Genomic DNA, 26,211 nt, shown 5'->3' on the forward strand with positions numbered 1-26,211 from the left:
CCTATGGTAGATCTGGTGGTTAATTTCGATACGCTACATCAGCTGTATCGTGCCTATATGCCTTTTATCAAGCCCGCGGGCTTGTTTGTCTCGACCAGTGAAAGCCATTTCCTCGGTCAGGAGCTGACGCTCGCTTATCGTTTGCCCGGTGCTACTACCGTGCATCAACTCAAAGGCGTGGTGGTGTGGATCAATCCCGTTGGTGCCTCCGGCGGCCGCCCGCCCGGCGTTGGGCTGAAGATTTTGTCCGATGCTGATACCCACAAGCACCATATCGAGAACCTGCTGTCCCGCGAACTGGCTTCGGGTGATTTGACCTGCACCATGTAGGTCGTTATCCTTGCCATCCTCAATTTGACCGGCAGGAAATTCACTTTGCTTATCGACTCTCATTGTCATCTCGACAGGCTCAAGGCTGCGCCTTGTCATGACTCACTGGCCGCCATGCTGGATGGCGCCAAGGCCCGCGGTGTGGACTATGTACTGTGCGTGAATGTGCGCCAGAAAGGCTTTGAGTCCATGCGTGAAAGGGTGGAAGCCTTTGACAATGTGTTTCTCTCAAGCGGTGTTCACCCGCTGGATGTGAAAGAAGGCCTGAACCTTGCCGAGCTTAAGCAGTTTGCCGCCCATCCCCGGGTGGTGGCCATTGGTGAAACCGGGCTTGATTATTACTATGCTGATGACAGCCGTGAGCTGCAGCTGCAGTGTTTTGAGCAGCAAATCGCATTGGCCCGCGAAGTCAATAAACCCCTGATTGTGCACACCCGTGATGCCCGCGAAGACACTATCCGCCTGCTCAAAGACGGCGGCGCCGATAACGTGGGCGGTGTGCTGCATTGTTTTACCGAGAATTGGGAGATGGCCAAGGCGGCGATGGATCTGGGCTTTTATATCTCGGTTTCCGGCATTGTGACTTTCAAGAATGCCGCCGAGCTCAGGGAAGTGATCCGCAAGGTGCCAAAACACCGGCTGCTGGTTGAAACCGACTCGCCGTATCTGGCGCCTGTACCGCACCGGGGCCAGGAAAACCAGCCAGCCTATGTTCGTGATGTGGCTGAATTTGTTGCCGAACTTCGCGGTGAAAAGTTCCCCGAGCTCGCCGAGTACACCACCAATAACTTCTTTAACTTGTTTAAGGATGCGGCCCGTTTGGCTGGGCGCTGAGCGGCAGATAAAAAAAGGCCCAAAACTATTCCGATTGTTTTGGGCCCAGGGGAATGGCTCATAAAGAGCCGTGCGCTATTCGGTCGCAAAAGGGGATTAAGGAAACACTGACATGAGTGTAGGACAGTGTTTCAGCCTTTGCTTAAATTTTGTGCAAAAAATTTTTACCAGTTTCGCATCGCCGTGGCAGATCTGGCTCAGATCTGTACATTGTCCCGGCAAAGATCTCTTGGGTAATTGTTTTTAAGCTTATTTCCCAAGTGCTTGGCAACGCCAAGTGCAATGCCATGCAAGGACAGAATTTTTTCACCCTGTGCCTTGCCTGCGCTGTCCAAAGCAATATCCCGTCCCATCAAAAAGCTCATGGCCTCTTCGGCAGTCACTTCCTGCATCTTGCTGCAAGGCAATGCCATCACGGCATCGTGGCGCACTTTAATACCGTGTTTGTGCTGCTCGGCAAGTTTCACACCAATACGCTGGAATCTCACCTTGCCAATAAAAGCTTCGAGGGGCGCAGGGCAGAGCCAAAACTCATCATCCCGGCAGAAAATCAGTCCATCATCTGGGAGTGATAAACCCAGGGCGGACAGCGCTTCGTCAAGCAACTGGCGCTGTTTGGTACTGGCTCTGGTGAAGGGGAAATTCTTTGGCGGTGCGGGCTCGTCGGTATTTCGTGCCACACTGGCGGTTTTACGAATACGGGCCACAAAAAAGCCTTCACTGTCGTAGATTTGTGGCCAGATATGCAAAAAGCCTTCCTCAGTCAGTGACTTGTCAGCGCCGTCAAACAGGTCGTGAAGTGACTCAAAGACCACTGCATCGCCGTAGCTTTGCTTGAGGAAGTGGCACACGTCCTGGTTTTCCCGACGATTCAGGGTGCAGGTAGAATATACCAGTACGCCACCTGGCTTCAGTGCCTGGAAGGCCGAGTCAATCAGTTCCCGCTGTAAGGCCGAAATGGCTTCGATTTCTGCCGGATCCCAATTTTTCAGCGCCAAAGGATCTTTACGAACCGTGCCTTCTCCGCCGCAAGGAGCGTCCAGCAGAATCGCATCGAGGGATTCGTACAAATAGGCGCCAAACACCCGGCCATCGAACTGCGTCAATGCTGTATTGGCCGCTCCCATGCGCAGGGTATTGGCATACAGCACCTTACTGCGGCTTGCTGAATACTCATTGGCGATGAGCAGCCCCTGATTTTGCATCAGCGCCGCCAACTGGGTGGTTTTGGAGCCGGGCGCCGCGGCCACATCCATCATTACCCGTGGCGTGTCGCCGTCTTTGAAAAGGGCGCAGGGCGGCATCATGGAGCTGGCTTCCTGAATGTAAAACAGCCCCTGAATGTGCTCGGCCAGATTACCGGGTTGGCATTCCGGGGGATAACTCACCCAAAAGCCATCGTCGCACCAGGGCACAGGCTCAAATTGCCAGCCGCGGGGCTCAAGAATTGCCTTTAACCCATCGCTGCTGATTTTAAGGGTGTTAACCCGAATAGATGGGCGCAGCGGCAGACCGCAGTAATGGATAAAATCATCCATTGACAGGTGAGTCGGCATTTCTTGCGCGATGCTATTGATAAAATTCTGATTTAATTGAACCATAACCGCTGAGAGCTTAACGCGAATGGCCGGAGTATATCAGAATTCACCCGTGCCTTGTTGCCTGAATTGGGGGAGTTGGCTTGCTGAACCGGGTTTGGTTGGCGTTTTTTAGCGCGAGTTTGCTGGCAATAATGCTGCGCTTGGGGCAGGGGGATACCAGTGTCCTGAGTACCGCCGTGGATGGGTTGTTTGCCAGTGCCAAGTTGGCGGCTGAAATTGCCCTTGGCCTGATAGGGGTGTTGGCGCTGTGGATGGGGCTGATGCGGGTTGGTGAGAAGGCGGGCATGGTGGCAATGCTTGCCCGGGTAACCGAGCCGCTGCTTGCCAGGTTGATGCCGGAGGTGCCGCGGGGGCATCCAGCATTTGGCAGTGTGACCATGAATCTTACCGCCAATGTGCTTGGGCTCGATAATGCCGCTACGCCCCTTGGCCTTAAGGCCATGAACGACCTGCAAAGCATCAACCCGCTCAAAGACACCGCCAGCAACGCACAAATCCTGTTTTTGGTACTCAACACCTCGTCGGTAACGCTGGTTCCGGTCACTGTCTTTTTGTACCGTGCTCAGCAGGGGGCCGCATCACCCGCCGATGTGTTTTTACCGATTTTATTGGCCACCTCGGCATCCACTCTCGCGGGTTTGCTGGCGGTAGCGCTGGTGCAGCGGCTGCCACTGTTATCCACTGTGGTGCTGGGGTATGCGGCGCTGGGGATTGGTTCACTCAGTGCGCTGGTGTTCTTTCTTGGTACCCTGGCCGCCGATGAGATAGCCCGGGTGTCCGGCGTGATGGGTAATGGGGTGCTGCTGGCGCTGATTTTTGTGTTTGTGCTGGGGGCGAGCATTCGCAAAGTGGCAATTTATGATGAGTTTATCGAAGGCGCTAAAGAGGGCTTCGGTCAGGCCATCAAGCTGATCCCGTTTTTACTCGCCATGTTGCTGGCCATTGGCTTGCTGCGCTCATCAGGCGTGCTGGATTACCTGCTGTCCGCCATCGCCGGGCTTGTGAGCCTGTTTGGTCTCGACACCCGCTTTGTGGATGCCATGCCCACGGCTCTGATGAAGCCGTTCAGCGGCAGTGGCGCCCGGGCTATGATGCTGGAAACCATGGCGCATCAAGGGGTGGATTCTTTCGCAGGCCGATTAGCGGCGGTGTTGCAGGGCTCAACCGAAACTACCTTCTACGTGCTGGCGGTGTACTTTGGTGCAGTGGGGATCAAATACAGCCGCCACGCGGTAGGCTGTGCCCTGACGGCAGATGTGGCCGGCATTCTGGCTGCGATTGGTGTGTGTTACTGGTTTTACGGCTAACACGGCTGACTTCCACCTGAAAACAGAAAAGCGGGCATTTGCCCGCTTTTTTCTAGTTTGAGTGTGATGTGTGATTAGCAGCCAGCAGATGCTGCGTCAGTAAATCAGCTCACCAATGGGGTTTAGCAGCTTAGACAGCCCCTTGGTGAAGTGCAGCGGCGCATCCACCAGGGTGTAGCACAGGCAGCCATCCAGGGTCTTGGGGGTATGTTGGTGGCTGGCATCGGTCAACATAAAGTCACCCGGTGCATAGTCACCCATTTCATCGCTGAAGTGACCGTGGAGCAGCAGGGTTATTTCCTGCCCCTTGTGGGTGTGCTCGGGAATTTCACCGCCTGCTGCTATGTGCAGCAGACTGGCTCTGGCCTTGCCATCCAGCGTGTTCAGTCGCATCCGGCTGACATGGCCAAGTCCGCTCCAGGGGGAGGCGAGAGCGGCGTTGTCGACAAACTGACGAAACGCCCCTGGCAGGGAGAAATCCTGACCTTTGACCTGCGTGGCTATTGGGCGGCTGTGCTCCAGGCTCAGGCTTTTCTCGCCGAGAAGCTCGTTGACGTTTGCATTACTGCTAACAGCATCGTCTTCGGCTGTGATGGCATCGAACAGATTGTCCATGCCCAGCCAGTCGGCGTCGTCGGCCTGGGTTTCGGGTAAAAAGTGCTGTGCCAACCGGCTTTGCATTGTGGCAACTTTGGCGGCGCATTCACTGCACATCTCGCAGTGAGCGCTAATCGCGATGGCAAGCCCAAGGCTTGTTTCTCCCGCCGCGTGGGCGAGCAACATATCGTCGCTGGGGTGATGTTTAATCATGGTGTTTCTCCAGCAGGCTTTTCAGCTTTTCCAGGCCCAATCGCAACCGCGACTTGATGGTGCCCAAGGGCACGCCGAGTTTCTCGGCCAACTCCTGCTGACTGAGTTCCTGCAGATAAATGCCCTGAACCACTTCCCGTTGGAGCTTTGGCAGGCGAGATAAATACTGAGTGAGCAGGTTATCGAGTTTGTGATCGCCAAACTCACCGCTGCTGCTATCGGCCTCAAACAGTGGCCAGAGGTCATCCCCAAACGCATCTTCACGGTTGTGTTTAACGCGCCTTAGCATGTCGAAGCACTGATTCCGCATGATGGCGTAAACCCAGGTGCTGACATTGCCTTTATCGGCGTCGAACAGATGTGCTTTGGTCCAGACCGTGGTGAGGGTTTCCTGTACCAGATCCATCGCCAGCCCCTGCTGAGAAAGGCGAGCTAAACCAAAAGCTTTGATTTTGGGGCCGAAATGGTCAAACAGTGCGCGAAAGGCTGCCTTGTCTCTGTGATTGGCCACAGCCACAAGTAAGCCGCGCAAACTGTCTTCGCTGTTATCCTGTACTGAGTCCTGCATATCCCTGATAGGCGTTGTTGCTGTGCTTCTATCATAGCGGGACTCGCGTTGATTTTGCCTGAAAATTTGCATGTTTTTGCTCATTCAAGGGCGATAATGCCAAGTTCCAAGTGATACCAAATTCCAACTTAGGGAAGGTGCGAACAAGTCGTCGCACAGCTCTGACTTTGATAGCGACGACAGTTCAAGGCATTCAACTGAAGGCATGCCGAGGCATGGTGAAGTTGAATAACGCCGAAATGGTGTTGCTATCAAAGCCCCGTAGGGCGTGCCTTACAGCGGTATCTGCCGCGTTACAGTTCTTGCGAAGGACTAGGGCCATTCGCTGCGAACTGTGCCTTGCATCTATCCACTTTAAGCACACGCAGAGCAAGCACGTGACTTATTCGCACCTTCCTTAGCCGCTGCACAGTCGCAAAAGACTAAATCTCGTGGTTTGCCGCTTTGTTCAGCGCTTGAGTGCCAATACGCTGGCAGCGACAGCCTGGATCAGTCTTTTTCGAAAATTTGCTCAAGCAGAGTCAGGGTGAGTTCGGCATTATCTTCACGGTAGCAGCGCTGCTTGTGTTCAAGACCAATCGGCAGTATTTCCAGCCAGCGTTGACACACCCAGGTGAGGTTGTGAAAATCGGCTTGCTCGAAAAAGGCATTTTGGCGCGGATAAGCTTGAAATAGCTCAGTAAGTTTGTCGCCGAGCACCCTATAATCCTCGGTTAACTGGCGCGGTGGCCAAGGGGCCAGGGTACGTATAGTACCGCGTTTCAGCCCATCGGACTCACTTTGCCACGAGAGCACTTCCAGCCGCTCTTTTCCGTGGACGGTAATGCCGAGCAGACCGTCTTCCAGGGTTTCAAAATCAACGATTTCGACGCGGGTGGCCACTGGCAACGGCTGATTGTCTTCCCCCAACATGCACAGGGCAAATCCCTGAGCTGTGCTTAAGGATTCACTCACCAGCCGCTTATATCTGGGCTCGAAAATCCGCAGTTGGGTGGTGCCGCCGGGAAGCAGACAAACAGGTAGTGGGAACAGCGCCAGTTGCATAGAGGCTCCAAGGTAAACTTTTCTGGAGTGTTTTACGTATTGGATGCCAAAGCGGATCAGATTTTACCTTCGGAGCATCAATGAAACTGAATCAAACCGAACGCGCCGTCGTGACATCAAAGGGCCGTGCCTGGCTGCAAACCAGCGTGGAGGCGAGGCTCTTGTTGTCTTTGTTCCGTCAGGGTTTACCTGTGGTCGACGATGCACTTGAAATTGGCTGTGGCGGCGGTCTTGGGATGCAGTTTCTGAAAGGGCGCCTGGGGGCGCAAAACGTGACTGCCATGGACTTGGACGCGCAGATGCTTGCCATCAGTGCCGCGCGCTGGCAGCAGGCGCCCTGGGCCCATTTCACTGAGGCAGATGCCTGTAATATGCCCTTTGCGGACCGTCGCTTTGATTTGGTGGCCGAGTTTGCGGTGTTCCATCATATTCCCCGCTGGCAGGACGCGCTGGCGGAAGTGGCGAGGGTCTTGCGGCCGGGCGGGCAGTTTCTTTTCTGGGACTTGTACCGCGCCGCCATTTGTAACCCCATCAGCAGGCGACTCTTCGAGCATCCAATGGAGAATCGCTTTAATCATCAAGAATTTCTGGGCGTGATACGCGAGCTTGGGTTAAGTGCCGTTTCGGCGCGGGAACTGCCGGGGCTTGCGGGTATGGGGCTGTTTATTAAACCGTGATGAAGATTGAGGCATCGACGCTCGATGCCTCAATCTTCAACTGTGGTTCTGGGAGAATTAATCCTCAACGCACATTGCCAACAGCCAAGAGCCAACAGCCCGACTGCCAATCGCCGAATCAAATGAGCCTCGGTACTTAATAAAACACTTTGTTTAGACACCGCAGCTCCAATTGGAAGCTTAGGCGCTGCCCGGCAGTTACAGTGCAGGCGAATGGGTCAGCCAAACCAGGTCGTCTGGCTGAATGCCGAGGGCACGAATTTTCTCTTTAAAGAGGTTAAGCTCATCGTCTGGCAGTGAGCGCTGTCTTGATAGCAGCCATAAATAGTCCAAGTCGTTACCGGCCACCAATGCGGTGCGGTAGCGGCCATCATTTGATTTGGTGGCAGCGAGGATTTGATAATTCCCGTAAAAGGGTCCAAAGAAGGAGACTTCCAGTCTGCCTTCGTTGGCACTGGCGACAAATCTAGCCTTACCTATGGCTTGCTGCCACTCACCACTTTGGGCCGAAAAGCCGCGGTTGATGACCTGCACAGCATCGCCCTGACGCCGATACTGCGCTGTGACCTCAGTGAGGCCACGCTCAAAGCGATTGTCGATGCGGGCAATTTCGTACCAGGTACCCAGATAATTATCCAGGTCAAAGTCCTGAATCACAGGCATGGGTTTACCGGCGCAGCCGGTCAGGATCCAAAGTGCTAAAAGTACGACGAATTTTTTCATGGTTTGGCCTTTACTGAGAGGTGTTTGTCAGGCTTTACGCAAGGCTTGCAAAAAAAGATCACCCGAAAGCTCATCAAAGCACGGCAAAATTGCGCCATGCCATGGTTGCTGTGGTGTTAAAGGCCTATAATTTAGGGCGTTGGCACTTTCTTTGCGCAGACGCTGTGTGACAATTTCGGTTTGCGCCCATCGTTAAGAGACCTGTTTTTATGGCCAAAATTCTTGAAACCGTTGACCAGCGCACTCAGTTGGTAGGGGAAAACCGGCTGGAGTTGTTGCTGTTTCGGATAAATTCGACGCAGCTGTTTGCTATCAATGTGTTCAAGGTCAAAGAGGTGGTGAAGCTGCCTCACTTAAGCTCTATGCCGGGTGCCCACCCCAGCATCAGCGGCGTGGCCAATATTCGTGGATTGTCTATTCCCGTAATTAATCTGCGCCAGGCCATTGGTTTTTCTCCACTGCCTGCGGACGGCGAAGCCAACCTTATCATCACCGAGTACAACCGCTCGGTGCAGGGCTTTTTGGTGGGCAAGGTGGAGCACATCGTCAACATGACCTGGAGCGACATCATGCCGCCGCCCAAAACTGCGGGTCGCAATAATTACCTCACCGCCATTACCCGGCTGGAATATCAGGGAGTGACTCAACTGGTTTCCATCATCGACGTGGAAAAGGTGCTGGCGGAAATCATTCACTATGATGTGCGTCTCTCCGAAGGGGTGCTCGATGAATCCCTGTTACCGCAAATGCCCGGACGTAAGCTGTTGGTGGTGGACGACTCTTCCACAGCCCGGCGGCAGGTAAAAGAAACCCTTGGTCAGCTCGGGCTGGAAATCATTGAAGTTTGTGACGGCTTGCAGGCGTTGCAATTGCTTAAGTCATGGGCGGACGAGGGCATTGATGTGCCCAAAGAGCTGCTGATGATGATCACCGATGCCGAGATGCCTGAGATGGACGGTTATAAGCTTACCCATGAAGTGCGAAGCGATAACCGTATGAAAGACTTGTATATTACTCTCAATACGTCACTCAGTGGCAGCTTCAACAACGCCATGGTGGAAAAGGTGGGCTGTAACAAGTTTATTTCCAAGTTTCAGCCAGACCGCTTGGTTGAAGTGGTGCAGGAGCGACTGCGGCAGGTGCTTGCCTAATACGCCCCCTCATCCTGTTTAAGCTCTTGCAAAAACTGCTGTTTTTGCTTGTTATCCGCGCCCCGATACAGCCCGGCCAACCGCAATGCATAACCAAAACGGTTGCGCCCGAGCAATTTAACCAGTGCACATAAAAAGGCTTCATCCAGCCCCTGGACCCGGCTGTAATGGGCAGCAGCGGTACCAAGGCTTGGAAAATGCAATCCATCGTGCTCAAAAGCCAGCGCCATTGATGCGTCTTCCAGCGGCACACCATTCACTGACAACGGCCAGCCGCGGGCATTAACCCTGTCTCTTGCCACTTCATACATAAACCAGGCGCTTTTTTTAAAACCGCCCAGAATTTTGCAATCGAAGCCTGAGTCTTCCAGCTCTTCTTTGGTCCAATTCACGCCGATGGCGAGATGCCTGGCGTATTTTTTCAGCAGCCCGTCTTTTACCCATTGGCGATATTCTGCCAGTGAGTCGAGCTCTCGGCCTTTGGCGAGTTGGCGACATTCTTTACAGGCGGGCAGGGCGCAGGAGGGCGTTTCACGCTCCCGCGGGCTGATAAAAGCAAAGAGCCCATCAGCGGGCTCTTCACAAAACCAGCAGAGATGCCTTTTATCGAAGGGCACCTCCGCCAGGGGCAACGCCTGACTCACTCGGCTTCAATCTCCGCCAGTGACTGAGCCAGGTCGATTGGGTCGCACTCCAGACACTCTTCATTGGCCTGCCAGTCTACGCCAACCAACACGCCATCGTGGTTCAGGTCTTCAACCCAGTACTCGAGGAATTCAACCAGTGGAATGGCGGTAGCCTTGTAGGTTGACCATTCGTCGGTGCAATGCTCGCTGGCCTTGGCCTCGCTTGACCACAGCGGCATGACGTCGGTTTCTTCGTACTCGCTGGAGTCACATACCACCCAGCCTTCGCCTTCAGCATCCATAAGCCCCCACAGCATTTGGGACTCTTTGACATTGTCGATGAAGCTTTTCAGCGCGCCTTGCATTTCAGTCATAGCGGGATCTCTTTGTTTGTTAATGCATTGATTATAAGGCATGCCACGACAAACCCAAGGAGTTTTACGCCGGATTGATGATGAAATGGCGTATTCGCAGGAGTTTTTTGCTCCGACAATTGCCATAGCGGACGCCATCATGCAGGATGAGGGTTCGCCTGTGTCCCTTTTTTTAGCCACCCGGCCCGACCCAGGTCACACGGAGGAGTTGAAGCTTTGAAGTATCCATTCATCCTGGCCTCATCATTGAGTTTACTGGCGCAGTTTTCTGCCGGCGCCGAATCCCTGCCATTTGACAGCTGTATTGCCAACCTGAAACAACAGGCGCAGGAAGCGGGTATCAGCCCTGCACGCGTCAATTATCTCGATGCCATCAAACCCATAGAACGGGTGGTTGAGCTCGACCGCAGCCAGCCCGAATTTACCCAAACTTTTGCCGATTACTTTAATAAGCGGGTCACCGACAGGCGCATTGAAGAAGGCCGCAAGCTGCTAAAAACCCATGGCAAACTGCTGGCGAAACTGAAGCAGGAATACGGGGTGCCACCACAGTATTTGCTGGCATTCTGGGGGCTTGAAACCAACTTTGGTGGCTATAAAGGCAAAATGCCTGTGCTGGATTCGCTGGCGACTCTTGCCTGCGATGCGCGCCGCAGCACTTACTTTACCAGCGAGCTTTTGCAGGCTCTGCGGCTGGCTGACAAATACGATTTGAGTGCCGATATCATGGTAGGCTCCTGGGCCGGTGCCATGGGGCACACCCAGTTTATGCCAACCACCTTCCTTGAATATGCCGTCGATGGTGATGGCAATGGCAAGGTGGATCTGTGGAACAGCACCGACGATGCCCTGACCTCGGCGGCCAACTTCCTGATGCACTTGGGCTGGCAGCGCAACGAGCGCTGGGGCCGTGAAGTGATGCTGCCAAAACACTACGATTTCGCCCACCTTGGCAGAAGCCACAAGCAGCCACTCAGTGTCTGGCGCGAGCTTGGCTTCAAGCAGGCCAATGGCGCTTTGGTGCCTGCCCTCGAGATGCAGGCAGCGCTCTACGTTCCTGCGGGCCACACCGGGCCTGCCTTCCTCGGCTACAGCAACTTTGAAGTCATCCAGCGCTGGAATCGCTCAGAGTTTTATGCGCTGGCGGTGGGGCATCTGGCCGATCGGATAATGGGCGCATCACCTCTGAATGTGCCTGCACCTATCCAGCCAAGACGCACCCGGGATGGCATCAAAACCATGCAAACCAAGCTGATAGAGCTTGGTTATGACATAGGTACAGCTGATGGGGTGATTGGCGGCAAGACCCGCACAGCACTCCGTGATTTTCAGTCTAAAAATCAGCTGGTTCCCGATGGCTTTGCCGACGATGCCACCCTCAGGGCTTTAGGAATCGATGTGGCGTTAATCAGCTCAAAATGATTGCATCATCGGCAAAGGCCACGTAAGTTTGGGGCATTAACTGCATCAACCACAGGGAATGCCCCATGCCATTGGATGAACTCAGCCATGGCCAGCGACAACGACTGGCCTTTATCGATTTCAGTCTGCAGTATTTTGGTGAAATCAGCCGTCAGGATCTGATAAGCCGCTTCGCCACCGGCCTGGCGGCCGCCACCCGCGACTTTGCCCTGTACCGGGAGTTGGCGCCGGACAATATGCAGCTAATCCACCAAACCAAGCGCTACCACCGTCAGCCGGGATTCAAGGCGCTGTTTCCCCACGATCCCGAATCGATTCTCCACGGTTTGGCACAGGGCTTTGGTGATGGTTTGTCTCACCCGAAAAAGCCCAGTGAAGTCTGTTTCGATGCGGTGGCGCTTATTCATCCCGAACCAGAAATTGTGGCGGGAGTGATGCGGGCGATCCAGGCCAGCGCTTCATTAAAGATACGTTACGTGTCGACATCCTCCGGCGAAACCAGCCGTGAAATCGTGCCCCATGCGCTGGTGAATAATGGCCAACGCTGGCATGTGCGGGCATTTGATCGCCACAATGGCCAGTTTACCGACTTCGTGATCAACCGGATAAAGACCATCGGCGGCTTTGGTGAGCCGGTGCTCGAGCATGAAAGAAGTGGTGCCGATGGTTTCTGGCAGCGCCAGGTGTGCCTGCTGCTGATCCCCCATCCTTCGCTGAAATTCCCCGAAGCCATAGAGCTTGATTACGGCATGCAGGAAGGCGTGCTTGAGCTGCATTGCCGCGCGGCGCTGGCCGGTTACCTGCTGCGGCAGTGGAGCGTGGATTGCAGCAGTCGCCACCAAATCAGCTCCGGGGTGTGCCAGTTGGCACTTAAAAACCTGGAAGTGCTGGATGTGATTGAGCATCGCACCATAGTCCCGGGTGCGCAGAGCCGATAAGGCTGGAGGGCGGGGCGCTTCTTTGTTAAGCTCCAGCGGTTTTAATTAATGAACAGGACAATTCATGGAAATCAAAGACGATCTGGTGGTGCAGTTCAACTACACCCTGCGTGATGAAAAGGGCGAAGTACTGGAAACCAACGAAGGCCATGATCCGGTTGCCTACCTGCACGGCCATCACAATATGATGCCCGGCGTGGAAAATGCCATCGAAGGCAAGAATGTAGGTGACAAATTCAGCGTGACTCTGCCTGCCAGCGAAACCTATGGCGAGCGCATCGAAAATGCCGAGCAGCGCGTTCCAGCCAAGCACCTGATGGGTGCCAAGGTGTGGAAGCCTGGCATGCGCGCCATTGTGAACACCGATCAGGGTCAGCGTCAGGTGACCGTGGTTAAGGTGGGTAAGTTTATGATCACCGTTGACATCAACCACCCACTGGCTGGCCGCGAGCTGACCTTCGATATCGACATCGTTGCTGCCCGTGAAGCCACAGCTGAAGAAATCGCCCATGGCCACGCCCACGGCGTAGGCGGCCATCAGCACTGATTTTTTGAATCGATGCAACAAAAAGCCCGGCGATGCCGGGCTTTTTTATGGCTTGAATTTGGCGATGAGGTCAGCGAAACAGCCGCTCGACACTTTGGGTGGTCATGGGGTGGTATCCGGCTTTGGCGCGACTGAACACGGCTTCGGCCCAGGGACGCTCCTCGCTTGCGGCCAGTTGCTCGTAGAGGGGCACAACCAAGCGGCGACGGCCAATCCGCTCAAGGTACTGACCAAGCTCAGGTTTAACTTGGTAGTAGTGACGCGCCAGTGCCAGTGAGTACCAGGCAAAGGCGATTTCGCTGTTGCAGCTTTGGCTTAGCTTAAAGCGGCTATCCAGCGCCTTGAGTCTGTCGCTATCGGATGCATCAGGCCTCAGTTGCAACTGATGTAAAAAATGCAGCCAGTGATGGGTGCTCCATTCGCTGGTTTGCATGCCGTTGATGTGGGCTTGGCTGTCACTGATGTCATCAATGCTGTTATCAATGGCAACAAAGGCCGAGCGGTCGATGGCCGGTACGGACTCGGGCAGGCCATGACCGAATATCCAGCTGGTTAGCAGTGGCTCAAGCCGTGCCTTTTCGCCGGGGAAAGCGGCAAGCAGATAATCGATAAAACCCTGGGTATCGACACTCTTAAAGGCGAAATGGTCAAAGTAGCCGGAAAGGAACTTATCGAAGGCGTCGCGGCCGAGTGTATGTTCCAGCGCCCGCAAAAACTGCTGCCCTTTAACATAGGCGACGCTGGAGAAGGCATCGTCCGGATCTCGCCGGCCAAGGTCTAGTTTCAGTGCCGTGTCACTGGTATCGAGTGTCGGCAGCTCGGCTCTCAGTTCATCATCGGCAATCGCAAGCTCCATCTGCGCCCGGGCTTTGCCGTAAAGATCTTCCATAATGCGGTTTTCCACGTAGGTGGTGAAACCTTCATTGAGCCATAAATCATCCCAGCTGGCGTTGGTGGCAAGATTTCCCGACCAGGAGTGAGCCAGTTCGTGGGCAATGAGGCTGACAAGGCTCTTATCGCCTGCAATGACGGTTGGAGTGATAAAGGACAATCTGGGATTTTCCATGCCGCCAAACGGAAAACTTGGCGGCAGCACCAGCAGATCGTAGCGCTGCCAGCGGTAGGGGCCGAAGCGGCGCTCGGCAATCTCAATCATGTGCGGCGTTTCGGCAAATTCCTGCCAGGCGGCATCCAGCATGTCCGGCTCGGCCCAAACTCCGCTTCTATCATCGAAGGCTTTGTAGTCGAGCTTGCCTGCGGCAATGGCAAACAGGTAGGCGGGAATGGCCTGGGGCATCTCAAAGCGGGTGGTGGTTTCATCGATGGGCGTACGCTGCGCGCCCATTAGCACCTGTATGCCTTTGGGGGCATGAATGATGGCGTTGAAGGTGGTGCGTACCGCCGGGGTGTCCTGCAGCGGCAGCCAACTTCTGGCATGAATAGCCTGGTTCTGGCTGAACATAAAGGGCGCCTGCTTGCCCTGAGTTTGCTCGGCGCTGAGCCACTGAAGCCCGGAGGCCTCGGTACTGCTGCGATAACGGATGCCAATCTGCGGCACCGCTGTGGCTGTTTCGATAATAATGGCTTCGCCCATGACCGGATGGAGCTGACCCATACTAAAACCAAGCGGCGTATTCGCCGAGGGCGTCACGGCCCAGACGCTATCGATATCAAGGCCGCGGCTATCCAGAATGAGTTTACCTGTGTGCTGCTGCCAATTGAGGCTCAGCAGCGCTTCGCCGACAATTTGATGCCGATTAAAATCCAGCGTTAATTCAAGCTCGATATGCTCCAATCTCACTTGCTGATAATTAGCGAAGGTAAGGGCATCTATCTGTTGCAGGGGCAGCGGCGCAGGCGTTTTTGCTGGGATAGAGGCGGCGGGGATAGAGGCTGCTGGTATAGGCGCTGCTGCGATGGCGTGCGGCGCACTCATTAACGTCAGAGCAAACAGCAGCGCAGAAAATCCAGAGGACAACACAGCAGAAAGGCTTGGCTTCCCGGCAACGCGGTTAGCTTTGGGCAGGTTTAGGGCAGACATGGCATTGAATGTGAGGCTATTGTTATTTTGCATGCATTATACACAATGTGTGAGCCATGCCTACCCAGCGCAGATGCTGCCTATGCTGGCGGATTAAAAGACATATGACTCGCTTACATCAAAGCATTGAATCCATCCGCGGATCCAATACGCGTTTTCAACCCGCTACTTCATCACACAGTTGGGCGCTACTTCAATCGCGCAGTTTGGCGCTCATTCAAAATGGTGTTTCAGGTAACCAAGGCTGCTTTGTATGCCATCTTCGAAGCCATAGCGCTCGGCATACCAAATGACGAAGGCTGCTTTTCTCAGCGCCTGAAATTGTATCCGCTCCATCAGGCTTTCAGGATCCAGTGCCTGCCAATGCGTGTCACCAAGCTCGGTTTGATAGTGCGCCAGCAGCGCCGCAAAAAAGTCTAAAGAAGTGCGTCGCCACAAAGGCGCCAAATCCATGGCCGGATCGCCAAGGCAGACATCGGAAAAATCCAGCACGCCGCCAAGACTGCCATCTGGGCCAATCAAAATATTCCCAGGACCAAAGTCGCCATGGCAAATGTGCGGCTTGGGCGGGAGATTGTGCTCAAACCTGTTCACGGCATGCTCGAAATAGGCAAGGGCGTTTCGCTGGCCGTCGCGGCTTAGGTGCGCGGCAGCAGATGGCAGAATATCTGCTAAAAAATCATCATCGCCATAGGGAAACGCATTAAGCCCGAGCCCGACAAGCTCTGGGTCTCGGGGTAGCCGGTGCAAGGATGCCAGAAACCGGGCAAGCTGCTGAGCCAGTGGTTGCTGCGCTTCGAGGCTTAAGCTGTCGATGGCACGGTGAGCGCCATCGATTTTGGGGTACAGCATCACCTCAGGCAGTATGTCAGTGGCCGTGGAGCCTGCGGTGTTTGCCTTTGACGCAGAACTTAAGATCAGGGCTGGCATCAGAGATGGGGGTAGCCCATGGTGACAAAGCGCGGTGATTATCGCCTGCTCCAATGCAAAGCGAGGCGCAGGCAGCCCCTTTTCAGGGGCAATCAGCTGCTTTGGTAATCGCAGGATCCAGTGATGATTAATGTCGATAACAAGGTTGCTCCAGCCACTGTTATTAATGGAAAGGGTGGTGATTTCAACACCTGTCTTCGACACTGTCCAATCTGCCAGCCAGTCCGCCAGACGCTCAAGGGGTAAGCCTGTTGCTGCATCTGAGTGCACCTGCAGGGCACGAGACAGGGCAATAGGGGCGGCATTGGGCCCGTCCGGCAATTGCCCTGTTATGTGTCCTGATTTATGCAAACCTTCCTGATACAATTTGCCCCCTTGTATTGACCAAGCATGCCCACGGAGCACGTCGCCATGGTACTGCAACTTGTGAATGGAAAACTTATCCTTACCCCGATGGAGCTGCTTTGCAAGCTTGAAGGGGGCGTCCAGCTCAGGGCCCTGTGTGAGGATATCAGGCTGCTTGACTCGCCCAGGTTGCTGATAGCCGATGCGGGCGCGGTCAGCTGGACATTACCGCTGGATACCGATGAGCAGCTTGCGCTGATCCGCGACTTTTATGGATTACCAAAGGAATAATAATATCAATGACTAATCAAAAACAGCCACTGGACGCCATTGTCGTCGAGCCCAAGGTCGATGCCCGCTATGCAGTGATTTGGCTCCACGGTCTGGGGGATTCAGGGGCCGGTTTTGCCCCTGTGGTGCCCGCCCTTGGTTTGCCCGATGATGCGGCTATACGTTTTGTGTTCCCCCACGCCCCCGAGCAGCCGGTGACCATCAATGGTGGCTACATTATGCGTGCCTGGTACGACATCAAGAGCATGGATTTGCACGATCGGGCCGATATGGCCGGGGTACTGGAGTCTGAGTTACAGGTGCGTGGGCTGATTGAGGCGCAGATAGCGGCCGGAGTGCCGAGTGAGCGCATTGTGCTGGCAGGCTTCAGTCAGGGCGGGGTGATGAGCCTTTTCACCGGCTTACGATTTGACAAGCCATTGGCCGGGATTATGGCATTGTCCTGTTATTTGCCCGGTGGTGAGCAGCTGCCACAGGATGCCAGCGAGGCCAATCGCATGACAGCCATATTACAGCATCATGGCGAGCAGGATGAGGTGGTGCCCTTGTTTGCCGGTCAAATGGCCAAAGACGCCCTGGTTACCGCTGGCTATCAGGTTAACTGGCAGACCTACTCCATGGGCCACAGTGTGTTGCCAGCTCAGCTTGCTGACATTCGCCGCTGGTTGTTAGAAAAATTGGTCAATTAATCATCAATTGTTCATTTTGCCTTTTGAAAACGCACCTCGGGTGCGTTTTTTATTTGGAACAGTGCAAGCCGTTTACTTTGGATATGAAAACCCCTGTTTTTGGGACTTTAACAGAATGTTTACTCAGTCGTAGGTGTTAGCGTACGTCATTTATCAGAAAATCAGCATTGAGCTTGTTCTGTGAGGTAAACAAATGCTTGGTAAAAATGCTGTCAAAACCTACATTTAGCTCACGAAAATTCATATTTCTGCCACAATTGGGCGTCAAAATTGCTATTATAGTGCGCGACCAATGGCAAGATAGCCAAGTCTGCAATTGATGATGGTTAAAAATTAATAAAATCATGGGGTTGATAATATGTCACATAAACTGATCAAAGGAATGCTGGCCACAGCGGTTTTGGCAGCTCTCACTGGCTGTATGGATGCCGATCCAAAAGAGCCGGTTGTACCAACAACGTGCGCTGAAGCCGGTGATGCCTGTAAGACCTTTACTGTGCTGCATACCAACGATAACCACGGTCGTTTTTGGGAAAACAAAGACGGCGAGTACGGCATGGCTGCCCGTAAGACGCTGATCGACCAGATCCGCGGCGAAGTGGAAGGCAATGGCGGCGAAGTGCTGCTGCTGTCCGGTGGTGACATCAACACAGGTGTGCCTGAATCTGATCTGCAGGATGCGGTTCCTGACTTCATCGGTATGACCAAAATTGGTTACGATGCCATGGCAGTAGGTAACCACGAGTTCGACAACCCTCTGAACGTGCTGGACATGCAGCGCCAGCTGGCCGACTTCCCATTCCTGTCTGCCAACATCTATAAGGCTGACGGCACTCGCTACTTCGACGCTTACAAGGTGTTTGAAGTCAATGGTGTGCGTATCGCCGTTGTGGGTCTGACAACAGAAGATACTGCCAAGATTGGTAACCCTGAATTTATCAGCGAGCTGACCTTTACCGATCCAAAAGAAGAAGTGGCCAAAGTTATCAAGGAAATCAAAGACGGCAACAAGGCCGACCTGGTTTTCGCCGTAACGCACATGGGTCACTATGCTGATGCCCAAAACGGCAGCAACGCCCCTGGTGACGTGGCCATGGCCCGCAGCCTGAACAAAGGCGATCTGCAACTGGTTATCGGTGGTCACTCTCAAAACCCAGTATGTATGGAGCCTGGCACCAACAACTACGCCGACTTCCAGCCTGGTGACGAGTGTACACCTGATCAGCAAAACGGTACCTGGATCATGCAGGCCCACGAGTGGGGCAAGTATGTTGGCCGTGCCGACTTCGAATACTTCAACGGTGAACTGCACCTGGCTTCTTACAAGCTCATTCCGGTTAACCTGAAGAAATCAGTAACAGATGAAGCCGGTAACAAGACCAAGGTACTGGTTGCCGATGCCATCGAGCCGGATGCCGAGCTGAAAGAACTGCTGCAATACTACCAGGACAAAGGCCAGGCCTCTCTGGATGAAGTGATTGCGTCAACTGACGGTCGTCTGGAAGGTGATCGCAATTTCGTTCGTAACGAGCAGACCAACCTGGGTCGTCTGATTGCCATGGCGCAGGCTGTAAAAGTGAAGGCCGATGTGGGCGTGATGAACTCTGGCGGCGTGCGTGCTTCTATCGATGCCGGTGACATCTCTTACCGCGACGTGCTGACCGTTCAGCCTTTCGGCAACATGGTTACCCTGAGCACCATGGCAGGTGCTGATCTGGCTGAGTACCTGGCGGCTGTTGCCACCATGCAGCGTGGCTCTGGTGCCTATGCTCAGATCACCGGTGTGAAGATGACTGTTGACTGTACCGCCAAGACCGTGGACATCAGCGATGTGAACGGTAAAGGTTTTGCTGCCGATGCAAGCTACACCTTCACCGTACCCAGCTTCAACGCCGCCGGTGGTGATGGCTATCCAAAATTGGCTCCGGTTCAGACTGGTTATGTTGATGCCGACGTACTGTATGAATTCTTCAAGACCAAGGGCACCATTAAGGCTGCCGATTACAACCCAGTTGGTGATATCGTTTACACCAACTCTGACAGCCCACTGGGTTGTGAAGTAACTGCTCAGTAATCTTTGATACTGTGAACCCAAAAAGGCCGGATTTCCGGCCTTTTTGTTTTTCAGGGGTTGAAAGCCAAAAAGCTGCCCCTATATAGGATAGTGAGCCGCGATAAATCGGGCTCGGGCATTGCCTTCGGGGATGCCGTTTCTGGCGCCAAACTGGCCCACAACTCTGGTGCGACAATGGTCGGCCAACACTTTTATATTGCTTTTAGATGAGGATATAACGATGCGTAACTATGATTTGACCCCCCTTTACCGCAGTGCCATTGGTTTTGACCGCCTGGCGCAACTGGCCGAACATGCCGCCGCCAACAATGGTAATGCCGGCTACCCGCCATACAACATCGAGCTTCTAGGTGAGAACCGTTATCGGATCACCATGGCTGTGGCAGGCTTTGCCATGGAAGAGCTTGAGATCAGCAGCGAAGGCGACAAGCTGGTGGTGAAAGGTAACAAGCAAGACAAGAGCGCAGAGCGTAAGTATCTTTATCAGGGCATTGCCGAGCGCGGCTTCGAGCGTACCTTTCAACTGGCCGACTATGTGACAGTCACCGGTGCCTATCTTGAAAATGGCTTATTGAACATTGATTTGGTTCGGGAAATCCCTGAAGCCTTAAAGCCACGAAAAATTGAAATTGGCGCCCGTCCTGTGCTGGAAAACGTTGAATAACCACAGCTTCAGCGTAATAAAAAACGCCGGTCTATGACCGGCGTTTTGCGTTTCAGGTGCGGATAACCCGGTATAGCGCCGGATCGCCATGTAGACCTTCGACCTCACAAGGGCCAAGGGCGGCACGCATGTTCTGCGCGGCCTGGTAAAAGGCGTCTTCCGATGCCCATTTGGCCACATTGATAAGCTCAAAGGTGGCATCTGATGTGAGGGATTGATGCAACTGGGTAGACAGATACCCGGGCTGGGTCGCCATAAAATCGCGATGCCGTTCCCAGTAAGCGATACTGTCGGCGAGTTTCCCGGCGGGAACCGTAAAGGGATTGATCAGGGTAACTTCAGACATAGTGACTCCTCAGTCGATGAGCGGGTGGGTTATTTACCTGTGAGCGTTGAAGGCTGGCCCTTTTTGCCACGGCCACTCAGTTTCAGGCCATCGCGAATATTCAGTCCCATCAGGACAAGATTGCCGGCACCACTGACAAGCTCCAGCGCCTGCAGCAGATAAAATGTCGGCGTAAATTCACCTGCAGCGGCCAAAGAATTCAGCACCAAGGCGCAGGGCAGCAGGATAAGTAGGCCATTGGCGGCAACAATTTTCATCCGCTTTTGCTTTTGTTGAACCAGCTTTCCTGTGCGACCCATGGTTGAGCCGCTGGCACCCGTGGCAATCATGGCCGGGATCAGCAGCCACAGACCGGGAAACACAATCAGGCCTTTTACCGTGGCCACCTGTGCCGGGCTGCCAAACAGCTCCGTCAGCAAGGAGCTTGAAAAGAAAGTGGCAATACAAAGGGTTGCTATGAATGCCCCGACAATATGCAGTAATTTTTTCATGATAATGCTCCGGCTTGGTTGCTGACCTGGCAAGTTTTATGGGATAGAATACGACAACAAGTTGTCAATCGTGACAGCATGTTGTCATACTCAGTTCAAGCTGTCAATAATGACAATATGTTGTCATCTTCAAAGGAGTTCACCATGCAGCGTTCAGCCAAAGGGCAGCTGTTTACAGACATAGTGTTGGAAGTGTTTAAACTCGCGGGTTTGCTTGCCAACGAAGGTGATCGGCTCGGTAAAGAGCAGGATATGAGCAGTGCCCGCTGGAAGGTGCTTGGTGCATTGGCAAGGGAGGGGGCTCCCATGACAGTGTCACAGATAGCACATTCAATGGGACAAAGCCGTCAGGGGGTACAACGGCTCGCCAACGAACTTCACGTCCTTGATGTGTTGGAGTTTGTTGATAACCCTGCCCATAAGAAAGCCAAGTTACTCAGCCTAACCCCCAAAGGGCTGCAAGTACTGCAAATGCTTGAACAACAGCAAATTCCCTGGGCCGAAAATTGTTCCAGAGGTGAAGATATTCGGCGGTTGGAAGCGACACTGGAGCAGCTTAGAGCCCTGTCCAGCAAATTTCAGGGCTAAGGTAAAAATGCCGGACAAGACCGTCTTTTGGTGCCTGACGTGATCAGGTGTTTTCGACTGAGCCATCACGGAATATTCGTAAAAACTCGACCTTGTCTTTAATACTGTCGGCGTGTTTTTCGAATTTATTCAACGTCTTGAATTCCTCCAAATCGCCAGTATCGTTGTAGCGGAAGTGGGTGATTTTGGCGTCTTTCGGATCGAAGCCAAACTTGGCCGAGTAGCGACAATGCAAATCGCCAAGGAAAATGTCCTTAAATTGCAGGAAGTACACAGTATCGTACCAGGCTACGTGCAGAACGACGCTCAGACCATGCTGCATCGGTGACTCCCAGGTCCATGCCGGTTGCACCCGGGAGCGGATAAGCAAATCGGATACTGCTATCTCTTTAAGGCAGGCCCGCACCTGGCTTTCTTCTTTAAAGTGCATCTCAACCCGGCTCAGATGGGTGGGGGCCACATCGAAATTAACCGGTGTGCCCATGCTGATAAGTTGATGTTTGGGAAACTCTTTTCGAAGCAGATTCAAGAGCTTTACAAAGGTAATGTCCTTGGTCACCCGTTTGGTTTTACCAAACACATCGGTGACGTATTGGGGCACATAATCCACTTTGGACCTGACCAGAATGTCCTCGGTGGGGATGGAAGCGACCAGGGTAACTGTGTAACCGTCTTCCTGTTTGACGTGCAGGTATTTCATGGGACTCTCCTTGTGTTATAACGCCGGGCGGCTTTGCCCGGATGAAAAAACACTTATCCCCGTAAAACCTGATTATCTTTACTGCTCTTTTATTGGTTTGTGGTTAAAAATGCTGTAATCAGGATTTGGTTAGCATATTGAACTGATTTGCTTTGTAGAATCGGTTGAAAGTCGGACATTTGCCCATAAAAAAAGCCGGATTGACCGGCTTTTTTGGATGGAGAGCGCAAATCAGGCGCGCATGGACTTTTCGCCGCGGGAGAGGCCAACCACGCCGGAGCGGGAGACTTCCACCACCTTGGTTACCTCTGCCAGGGCATTAATAAAGGCATCAAGCTTGTCGCTGGTGCCTGCCAACTGAATGGTGTAGTGGCTGGCGGTTACATCCACAATCTGGCCGCGGAAGATATCGGCGCTGCGTTTGATTTCCTCACGCACTTCGCCCTGGGCGCGCACCTTCACTAATGCCAGCTCGCGCTCAATATGGGCCGATTCGGTGATGTTGGAGACCTTGAGCACGTCAATCAGCTTGTGCAGCTGCTTCTCGATTTGCTCAAGCACCATTTCATCGGCGGCCACGGTAATGTTCATCCGCGACAGGGTGGCATCATCGGTTGGCGCTACTGTGAGGCACTCGATGTTGTAACCACGCTGGGAGAACAGGCCCACTACACGGGAGAGGGCGCCGGGTTGGTTTTCCAAAAGTACAGATATGATTCGGCGCATCAGCTTCTCTCCGTTTTGCTCAGCCACATTTCGTTCATCGCGCCCCCGCGGATTTGCATCGGGTACACGTGTTCGGTCTCATCGACGTTGATATCCACAAACACCAGTCTGTCGGTGAGCGACAGCGCTTCGGCGAGCTTACTTTCCAGCTCTTCCGGGCGGGTGATGGTGATACCCACGTGGCCATAGGCCTCGGCGATTTTGGCAAAATCGGGCACCGAATCCATGTAGGAATGGGAATGGCGGCCAGAATAAATCATGTCCTGCCACTGTTTCACCATACCCAGGAAGCGGTTGTTAAGGTTGATAATTTTCACCGGCACATCGTATTGCATGGCGGTTGACAGCTCTTGAATATTCATCTGAATGGAGCCATCGCCGGTCACACACACCACGGTTTCATCGGGCATGGCCATTTTCACGCCCATGGCGGCAGGCAGACCAAAGCCCATGGTGCCAAGTCCCCCGGAGTTAATCCAGCGACGGGGCTTGTCGAAGGGGTAGTAGAGGGCAGCAAACATCTGGTGCTGACCCACATCCGATGCCACATAGGCATCCCCCCTCGTGAGACGATACAGGGTTTCAATCACTTGCTGAGGCTTGATTTTCTCGCTGCCTGTCTCGTAAGACAGGCACTTGCGGGCGCGCCAGCTGTTGATGTCTTTCCACCAACAGTCGATGGCGGCTTCATCCATTGTGCCTTGCTGACCTTCATCGAGCAGCGCCAGCATTTCATCCAGCACCTTGTCAGCGCTGCCCACAATGGGAATGTGCGCCTGCACGGTTTTGGAAATGGATGAAGGGTCAATGTCGATATGCAGCACAGTGGCGTTGGGGCAGTATTTCTGCACGTTGTTGGTGGTGCGATCGTCGAAGCGAACCCCAATGCCGAAAATCAGGTCGCTGTCGTGCATGGTCATGTTGGCTTCGTAAGTGCCGTGCATCCCCAGCATGCCGATATGATTTGGGTGGGTACCCGGGAAGGCTCCAAGGCCCATCAGGGTGCTGACCACAGGAATATTGAGCCGCTCAGACAGCGCCAGAATTTGCTGCTGACAGGCGGAGATAATGGCGCCGCCACCCACGTAGAGCACCGGCTTCTTGGCCGCCAGCAGGGTTTGCAGGCCTCGGCGAATTTGGCCCTTGTGGCCGGATACCGTTGGGTTATACGAGCGCATTTTGACTTCGGTCGGATATTCGTAGTCAAACTTAAGCGCCGGATTCAGGGTGTCTTTTGGCAAATCCACTACCACGGGGCCCGGGCGACCGGTAGCGGCAATGTAAAAGGCCTTTTTGATGGTGCTGGGGATATCCCGCGGATCTGTCACCAAAAAGGAGTGTTTTACAATGGGGCGGGAAATACCAATCATGTCACATTCCTGAAAGGCATCGTTGCCAATCAGGCTTGAGGGTACCTGGCCCGAGAGTACGACCAGCGGCACCGAATCCATGTAAGCGGTGGCGATGCCGGTAATGGCGTTGGTGGCGCCGGGGCCTGAGGTCACCAGTACCACGCCCACCTCACCGGTGGCGCGGGCATAGCCATCGGCCATGTGTACAGCGGCTTGCTCGTGACGAACCAGAATGTGTTCTATGTTGGAACTTTCATGCAGGGCATCGTAGATATCCAGTACGGAACCGCCTGGGTAACCGAAAATATGCTTTACGCCTTCATCGATAAGAGATCGGACGATCATGCTGGCGCCGGAAAGCTTTTCCATTCGTGCATCCTCAAAAAATACCGTTACGGTAAACAGTAAATTGTTACAGCGACGGTAATCGCTCTAAAACCAAGCCCTTGGGGTACCAAGAACTCGCACAATTGCCAAAGCTTCGGGTAAGAATCTAAACACCGAACCGGATCGGCGTGGCAACTGTCACTCGTGGACAGGCCTTCATCTTTCAAAAAAGCTTGCTCAATTTCAAGCCATATTTCAAAAAAAACAACGAACTTAAAGAAAATTCAACATTCATGGTCGTAACTTCAGCAATTGAGATAGCTGACTTTATGCAGGTTTTAAATCTAATTCATTGGAATAAAACAAGAAGTTTAAGATTTGTGCCCGGCGCGGCCGCGCCGGGCGAATTGAGTGCTTTTTGCAGAATCCTTAATCCTGAGTGCGACGGCTCAGATGTTGGCACCAAAGAGCAACCACCACGGCGAGCAGCATCAGGACGGAAAATGGCAAAGCCGTGCCCGTATAGAGCAGCGCAAGCAGTGGGCCTGCGGCGGCGCCAATGCCAAACCTCAGGGTGCCGATAACCGCCGTCACTGTGCCGGTTTCCTGCTGAAACTTAAGCAACACAATGGCATCGGCATTTACCGACATCACCCCAAGACAGGCCATCAGCGGCATCAGGGTAACCATGGTAGCCATCAATCCCAGCTCAAGCGCATTGGCGCCAACCAGTAGCAGCGCAAATATGACCCCCAGTACGCTGGAAGCCCTGAGAAGCCTGAGGGACCCATAACGGCCGACAATCCGCGAGTTGATCACGTTGGCCAACATCAGCGCGCCCACATTGGCTGCAAACACCATGGCAAAATGGTGGCTATCCAGAGCGAACACTTCCATAAACACGAAAGCCGATGCGGTGAGATAACAGAAAAATGCAAACGAGGTGAGCACGCCGCTGGCGATAAAGCCCTTTACTCCGGGGCGCGACAGCACGGTTTTGTATGCCTGGATAAACCCGGGCTTTTGCTCACTCGTTTTGCCGGGCTCCGGGATTTTCAGGCCAAAAAAGACCAACACCAGCGCGGCAAAGGCGTACACAGCGAGAACATAAAACACCATCTGCCAATGGCTTATCTTCAAAATAAAACTGCCGATACTGGGCGCGATCAGCGGTGCCAGCATCATGATCAGGCTGACATAGGACATGCCCTTGGCGGTGTTGTCGCCATATAGAATTTTGACATAGCCAGGCACCACCACAGTGGCGGCGGAGCCAATCATCGCCTGGATAAACCGCAGCACGAAAAAGCTTTCAGGTGTCGTGGCATGGGCCAGCAATAGACTGCAAATACCAAAGCCACTTAGCCCCAGCAACACCAATGGGCGGCGGCCATATTTGTCCGCCAGCGGCCCAAACAGCAGCAGGCCGCAGGCGTAACCGGCAAGATAAACGCTGAGGCTTTGCTGCAGCCGGGTGATGTCGGAGTTGAGGCTGTCGGCAATGGACGACATGGCAGGCAGGTACATATCAATCGCCAGCGGCGTGATGGCGACTATGGATGCAAGCAGCGGGATAAGCCAGGTTCTGCCGGGCTGCGGGCTTGCACTTGATTGGGTGGTTTCGGGCTGTGACTGAGCTCCCACTGTTACCTCTCGTGGATGAATGTCGAAAAATCAGGCGTATCTTGGGTGATT

28 protein-coding genes are annotated in these 26,211 nt (G+C 53.8%); 13 read left to right on the top strand and 15 right to left on the bottom strand.

Features of this window, described 5'->3' with window-relative positions; translation table 11 throughout:
* Positions 1-3: 3 nt before the first annotated feature.
* Both MJ923_RS07350 and MJ923_RS07355 read left to right on the top strand, forming a co-directional pair.
* Positions 4-330, top strand: a complete 327-nt coding sequence (locus MJ923_RS07350) for a PilZ domain-containing protein (protein WP_126167176.1) — start codon at positions 4-6, stop codon at positions 328-330.
* A gap of 45 nt (positions 331-375) precedes the next feature.
* Positions 376-1,164, top strand: coding sequence for a TatD family hydrolase (locus MJ923_RS07355; RefSeq protein ID WP_240590523.1), 789 nt, complete (start codon positions 376-378; stop codon positions 1,162-1,164).
* Between the two features lie 197 nt (positions 1,165-1,361).
* Here the strand turns inward: MJ923_RS07355 and rsmF are convergent, their stop codons facing one another.
* Positions 1,362-2,765 carry a 16S rRNA (cytosine(1407)-C(5))-methyltransferase RsmF gene (gene rsmF / locus MJ923_RS07360; RefSeq protein ID WP_240590524.1) on the bottom strand — a complete coding sequence of 468 codons (1,404 nt, stop codon included), beginning with the start codon at positions 2,763-2,765 and terminating at the stop codon, positions 1,362-1,364.
* An 80-nt stretch (positions 2,766-2,845) separates the two neighbouring features.
* Between rsmF and MJ923_RS07365 the strand changes: the two genes are divergently transcribed.
* Positions 2,846-4,072, top strand: coding sequence for a nucleoside recognition domain-containing protein (locus MJ923_RS07365; protein WP_240590525.1), 1,227 nt, complete (start codon positions 2,846-2,848; stop codon positions 4,070-4,072).
* Between the two features lie 96 nt (positions 4,073-4,168).
* Here the strand turns inward: MJ923_RS07365 and MJ923_RS07370 are convergent, their stop codons facing one another.
* The 3 genes from MJ923_RS07370 to MJ923_RS07380 form a co-directional block, all read right to left on the bottom strand.
* Positions 4,169-4,882, bottom strand: coding sequence for a ChrR family anti-sigma-E factor (locus MJ923_RS07370; protein ID WP_240590526.1), 714 nt, complete (start codon positions 4,880-4,882; stop codon positions 4,169-4,171).
* Positions 4,875-5,522, bottom strand: coding sequence for a sigma-70 family RNA polymerase sigma factor (locus MJ923_RS07375; RefSeq protein ID WP_240590527.1), 648 nt, complete (start codon positions 5,520-5,522; stop codon positions 4,875-4,877). Before MJ923_RS07375 ends, MJ923_RS07370 begins: the two co-directional genes overlap by 8 nt.
* Before the next feature lie 417 nt (positions 5,523-5,939).
* The gene (locus MJ923_RS07380; RefSeq protein WP_240590528.1) at positions 5,940-6,494 is read right to left on the bottom strand and encodes an LON peptidase substrate-binding domain-containing protein; all 555 of its coding nucleotides are present in this window, start codon (positions 6,492-6,494) and stop codon (positions 5,940-5,942) included.
* Between the two features lie 80 nt (positions 6,495-6,574).
* On the opposite strand from MJ923_RS07380, the gene MJ923_RS07385 reads away from it, so the two are divergent.
* Positions 6,575-7,171 (top strand): class I SAM-dependent methyltransferase, encoded by a 597-nt coding sequence (locus MJ923_RS07385; RefSeq protein ID WP_240590529.1) that lies wholly within the window; start codon positions 6,575-6,577, stop codon positions 7,169-7,171.
* Positions 7,172-7,369: 198 nt separating this feature from the next.
* On the opposite strand, the gene MJ923_RS07390 is transcribed toward MJ923_RS07385, so the two are convergent.
* Positions 7,370-7,894, bottom strand: coding sequence for a lipocalin family protein (locus MJ923_RS07390; protein WP_240590530.1), 525 nt, complete (start codon positions 7,892-7,894; stop codon positions 7,370-7,372).
* A 209-nt stretch (positions 7,895-8,103) separates the two neighbouring features.
* Between MJ923_RS07390 and MJ923_RS07395 the strand changes: the two genes are divergently transcribed.
* Complete coding sequence (locus MJ923_RS07395; protein WP_240590531.1) at positions 8,104-9,045, top strand: chemotaxis protein CheV; 942 nt, start codon at positions 8,104-8,106, stop codon at positions 9,043-9,045.
* Here MJ923_RS07395 and MJ923_RS07400 read toward each other — a convergent pair.
* Together MJ923_RS07400 and MJ923_RS07405 are read right to left on the bottom strand one after the other, a co-directional pair.
* On the bottom strand, positions 9,042-9,689 hold the full coding sequence (locus MJ923_RS07400) for a hypothetical protein (RefSeq protein ID WP_240590532.1): 648 nt from the start codon (positions 9,687-9,689) through the stop codon (positions 9,042-9,044). The genes MJ923_RS07395 and MJ923_RS07400 overlap by 4 nt on opposite strands.
* Complete coding sequence (locus MJ923_RS07405; protein WP_126167166.1) at positions 9,686-10,045, bottom strand: DUF2750 domain-containing protein; 360 nt, start codon at positions 10,043-10,045, stop codon at positions 9,686-9,688. Before MJ923_RS07405 ends, MJ923_RS07400 begins: the two co-directional genes overlap by 4 nt.
* A 216-nt stretch (positions 10,046-10,261) precedes the next feature.
* Here MJ923_RS07405 and MJ923_RS07410 point away from each other — a divergent pair, with 216 nt between their 5' ends.
* The 3 genes from MJ923_RS07410 to MJ923_RS07420 all read left to right on the top strand — a co-directional run bounded on the left by MJ923_RS07410 (position 10,262) and on the right by MJ923_RS07420 (position 12,952).
* A complete protein-coding gene (locus tag MJ923_RS07410; RefSeq protein WP_240590533.1) occupies positions 10,262-11,467 on the top strand; it encodes a lytic murein transglycosylase in 1,206 nt (401 codons plus the stop codon).
* 65 nt (positions 11,468-11,532) lie between these two features.
* Complete coding sequence (locus MJ923_RS07415; protein ID WP_126167164.1) at positions 11,533-12,405, top strand: WYL domain-containing protein; 873 nt, start codon at positions 11,533-11,535, stop codon at positions 12,403-12,405.
* Positions 12,406-12,469: 64 nt separating this feature from the next.
* Positions 12,470-12,952 carry an FKBP-type peptidyl-prolyl cis-trans isomerase gene (locus tag MJ923_RS07420; protein WP_240590534.1) on the top strand — a complete coding sequence of 161 codons (483 nt, stop codon included), beginning with the start codon at positions 12,470-12,472 and terminating at the stop codon, positions 12,950-12,952.
* Positions 12,953-13,022: 70 nt separating this feature from the next.
* Here MJ923_RS07420 and MJ923_RS07425 read toward each other — a convergent pair whose 3' ends face one another.
* A complete protein-coding gene (locus MJ923_RS07425) occupies positions 13,023-14,888 on the bottom strand; it encodes a M1 family metallopeptidase (RefSeq protein ID WP_420854426.1) in 1,866 nt (621 codons plus the stop codon).
* A 318-nt stretch (positions 14,889-15,206) separates the two neighbouring features.
* Entirely contained in the window at positions 15,207-16,244 is a 1,038-nt protein-coding gene (locus tag MJ923_RS07430; protein WP_240590536.1) for a phosphotransferase family protein, read from the bottom strand.
* A 90-nt stretch (positions 16,245-16,334) separates the two neighbouring features.
* Here MJ923_RS07430 and MJ923_RS07435 point away from each other — a divergent pair, with 90 nt between their 5' ends.
* The 4 genes from MJ923_RS07435 (at position 16,335) to MJ923_RS07450 (ending at position 19,986) form a co-directional block, all read left to right on the top strand.
* Complete coding sequence (locus tag MJ923_RS07435; protein WP_240590537.1) at positions 16,335-16,559, top strand: DUF3389 family protein; 225 nt, start codon at positions 16,335-16,337, stop codon at positions 16,557-16,559.
* An 8-nt stretch (positions 16,560-16,567) separates the two neighbouring features.
* A complete protein-coding gene (locus MJ923_RS07440; RefSeq protein WP_240590538.1) occupies positions 16,568-17,248 on the top strand; it encodes an alpha/beta hydrolase in 681 nt (226 codons plus the stop codon).
* A gap of 358 nt (positions 17,249-17,606) precedes the next feature.
* The gene (gene ushA / locus MJ923_RS07445; protein ID WP_240590539.1) at positions 17,607-19,322 is read left to right on the top strand and encodes a bifunctional UDP-sugar hydrolase/5'-nucleotidase UshA; all 1,716 of its coding nucleotides are present in this window, start codon (positions 17,607-17,609) and stop codon (positions 19,320-19,322) included.
* A gap of 220 nt (positions 19,323-19,542) precedes the next feature.
* Complete coding sequence (locus MJ923_RS07450; protein WP_240590540.1) at positions 19,543-19,986, top strand: Hsp20 family protein; 444 nt, start codon at positions 19,543-19,545, stop codon at positions 19,984-19,986.
* A gap of 52 nt (positions 19,987-20,038) precedes the next feature.
* Here the strand turns inward: MJ923_RS07450 and MJ923_RS07455 are convergent, their stop codons facing one another.
* Together MJ923_RS07455 and MJ923_RS07460 are read right to left on the bottom strand one after the other, a co-directional pair.
* Positions 20,039-20,332 (bottom strand): antibiotic biosynthesis monooxygenase family protein, encoded by a 294-nt coding sequence (locus MJ923_RS07455; RefSeq protein ID WP_240590541.1) that lies wholly within the window; start codon positions 20,330-20,332, stop codon positions 20,039-20,041.
* A gap of 29 nt (positions 20,333-20,361) precedes the next feature.
* Positions 20,362-20,823, bottom strand: coding sequence for a hypothetical protein (locus MJ923_RS07460; RefSeq protein ID WP_240590542.1), 462 nt, complete (start codon positions 20,821-20,823; stop codon positions 20,362-20,364).
* A gap of 144 nt (positions 20,824-20,967) precedes the next feature.
* Between MJ923_RS07460 and MJ923_RS07465 the strand changes: the two genes are divergently transcribed.
* Complete coding sequence (locus MJ923_RS07465; protein ID WP_240590543.1) at positions 20,968-21,411, top strand: MarR family winged helix-turn-helix transcriptional regulator; 444 nt, start codon at positions 20,968-20,970, stop codon at positions 21,409-21,411.
* A gap of 43 nt (positions 21,412-21,454) precedes the next feature.
* Here MJ923_RS07465 and MJ923_RS07470 read toward each other — a convergent pair whose 3' ends face one another.
* The 4 genes from MJ923_RS07470 to MJ923_RS07485 form a co-directional block, all read right to left on the bottom strand.
* Entirely contained in the window at positions 21,455-22,111 is a 657-nt protein-coding gene (locus tag MJ923_RS07470; protein WP_126167154.1) for a hypothetical protein, read from the bottom strand.
* A gap of 231 nt (positions 22,112-22,342) precedes the next feature.
* Entirely contained in the window at positions 22,343-22,837 is a 495-nt protein-coding gene (gene ilvN, locus MJ923_RS07475) for an acetolactate synthase small subunit (RefSeq protein WP_126167153.1), read from the bottom strand.
* The gene (locus tag MJ923_RS07480; protein ID WP_240590544.1) at positions 22,837-24,558 is read right to left on the bottom strand and encodes an acetolactate synthase 3 large subunit; all 1,722 of its coding nucleotides are present in this window, start codon (positions 24,556-24,558) and stop codon (positions 22,837-22,839) included. Before MJ923_RS07480 ends, ilvN begins: the two co-directional genes overlap by 1 nt.
* Before the next feature lie 387 nt (positions 24,559-24,945).
* Positions 24,946-26,160: a multidrug effflux MFS transporter gene (locus MJ923_RS07485; protein WP_420854421.1), complete on the bottom strand. Its 1,215-nt coding sequence runs from the start codon at positions 26,158-26,160 to the stop codon at positions 24,946-24,948.
* Positions 26,161-26,211: the final 51 nt, after the last annotated feature.

This window comes from Shewanella zhuhaiensis, assembly GCF_022484835.1.
Classification (GTDB): Bacteria; Pseudomonadota; Gammaproteobacteria; order Enterobacterales; family Shewanellaceae; genus Shewanella; species Shewanella khirikhana.

Coding starts and splice junctions, on each gene's coding strand:
- MJ923_RS07465 (WP_240590543.1), top strand. CDS start 20,968: ATGCAGCGTTCAGCCAAAGGGCAGCTGTTTACAGACATAGTGTTGGAA.
- MJ923_RS07415 (WP_126167164.1), top strand. CDS start 11,533: ATGCCATTGGATGAACTCAGCCATGGCCAGCGACAACGACTGGCCTTT.
- MJ923_RS07390 (WP_240590530.1), bottom strand. CDS start 7,894: ATGAAAAAATTCGTCGTACTTTTAGCACTTTGGATCCTGACCGGCTGC.
- MJ923_RS07425 (WP_420854426.1), bottom strand. CDS start 14,888: ATGAGTGCGCCGCACGCCATCGCAGCAGCGCCTATACCAGCAGCCTCT.
- MJ923_RS07460 (WP_240590542.1), bottom strand. CDS start 20,823: ATGAAAAAATTACTGCATATTGTCGGGGCATTCATAGCAACCCTTTGT.
- MJ923_RS07435 (WP_240590537.1), top strand. CDS start 16,335: ATGGTACTGCAACTTGTGAATGGAAAACTTATCCTTACCCCGATGGAG.
- MJ923_RS07385 (WP_240590529.1), top strand. CDS start 6,575: ATGAAACTGAATCAAACCGAACGCGCCGTCGTGACATCAAAGGGCCGT.
- MJ923_RS07350 (WP_126167176.1), top strand. CDS start 4: ATGGTAGATCTGGTGGTTAATTTCGATACGCTACATCAGCTGTATCGT.
- MJ923_RS07420 (WP_240590534.1), top strand. CDS start 12,470: ATGGAAATCAAAGACGATCTGGTGGTGCAGTTCAACTACACCCTGCGT.
- MJ923_RS07470 (WP_126167154.1), bottom strand. CDS start 22,111: ATGAAATACCTGCACGTCAAACAGGAAGACGGTTACACAGTTACCCTG.
- MJ923_RS07455 (WP_240590541.1), bottom strand. CDS start 20,332: ATGTCTGAAGTTACCCTGATCAATCCCTTTACGGTTCCCGCCGGGAAA.
- MJ923_RS07375 (WP_240590527.1), bottom strand. CDS start 5,522: ATGCAAATTTTCAGGCAAAATCAACGCGAGTCCCGCTATGATAGAAGC.
- ushA (WP_240590539.1), top strand. CDS start 17,607: ATGTCACATAAACTGATCAAAGGAATGCTGGCCACAGCGGTTTTGGCA.
- MJ923_RS07480 (WP_240590544.1), bottom strand. CDS start 24,558: ATGGAAAAGCTTTCCGGCGCCAGCATGATCGTCCGATCTCTTATCGAT.
- MJ923_RS07440 (WP_240590538.1), top strand. CDS start 16,568: ATGACTAATCAAAAACAGCCACTGGACGCCATTGTCGTCGAGCCCAAG.
- MJ923_RS07405 (WP_126167166.1), bottom strand. CDS start 10,045: ATGACTGAAATGCAAGGCGCGCTGAAAAGCTTCATCGACAATGTCAAA.
- rsmF (WP_240590524.1), bottom strand. CDS start 2,765: ATGGTTCAATTAAATCAGAATTTTATCAATAGCATCGCGCAAGAAATG.
- MJ923_RS07395 (WP_240590531.1), top strand. CDS start 8,104: ATGGCCAAAATTCTTGAAACCGTTGACCAGCGCACTCAGTTGGTAGGG.
- ilvN (WP_126167153.1), bottom strand. CDS start 22,837: ATGCGCCGAATCATATCTGTACTTTTGGAAAACCAACCCGGCGCCCTC.
- MJ923_RS07370 (WP_240590526.1), bottom strand. CDS start 4,882: ATGATTAAACATCACCCCAGCGACGATATGTTGCTCGCCCACGCGGCG.
- MJ923_RS07380 (WP_240590528.1), bottom strand. CDS start 6,494: ATGCAACTGGCGCTGTTCCCACTACCTGTTTGTCTGCTTCCCGGCGGC.
- MJ923_RS07450 (WP_240590540.1), top strand. CDS start 19,543: ATGCGTAACTATGATTTGACCCCCCTTTACCGCAGTGCCATTGGTTTT.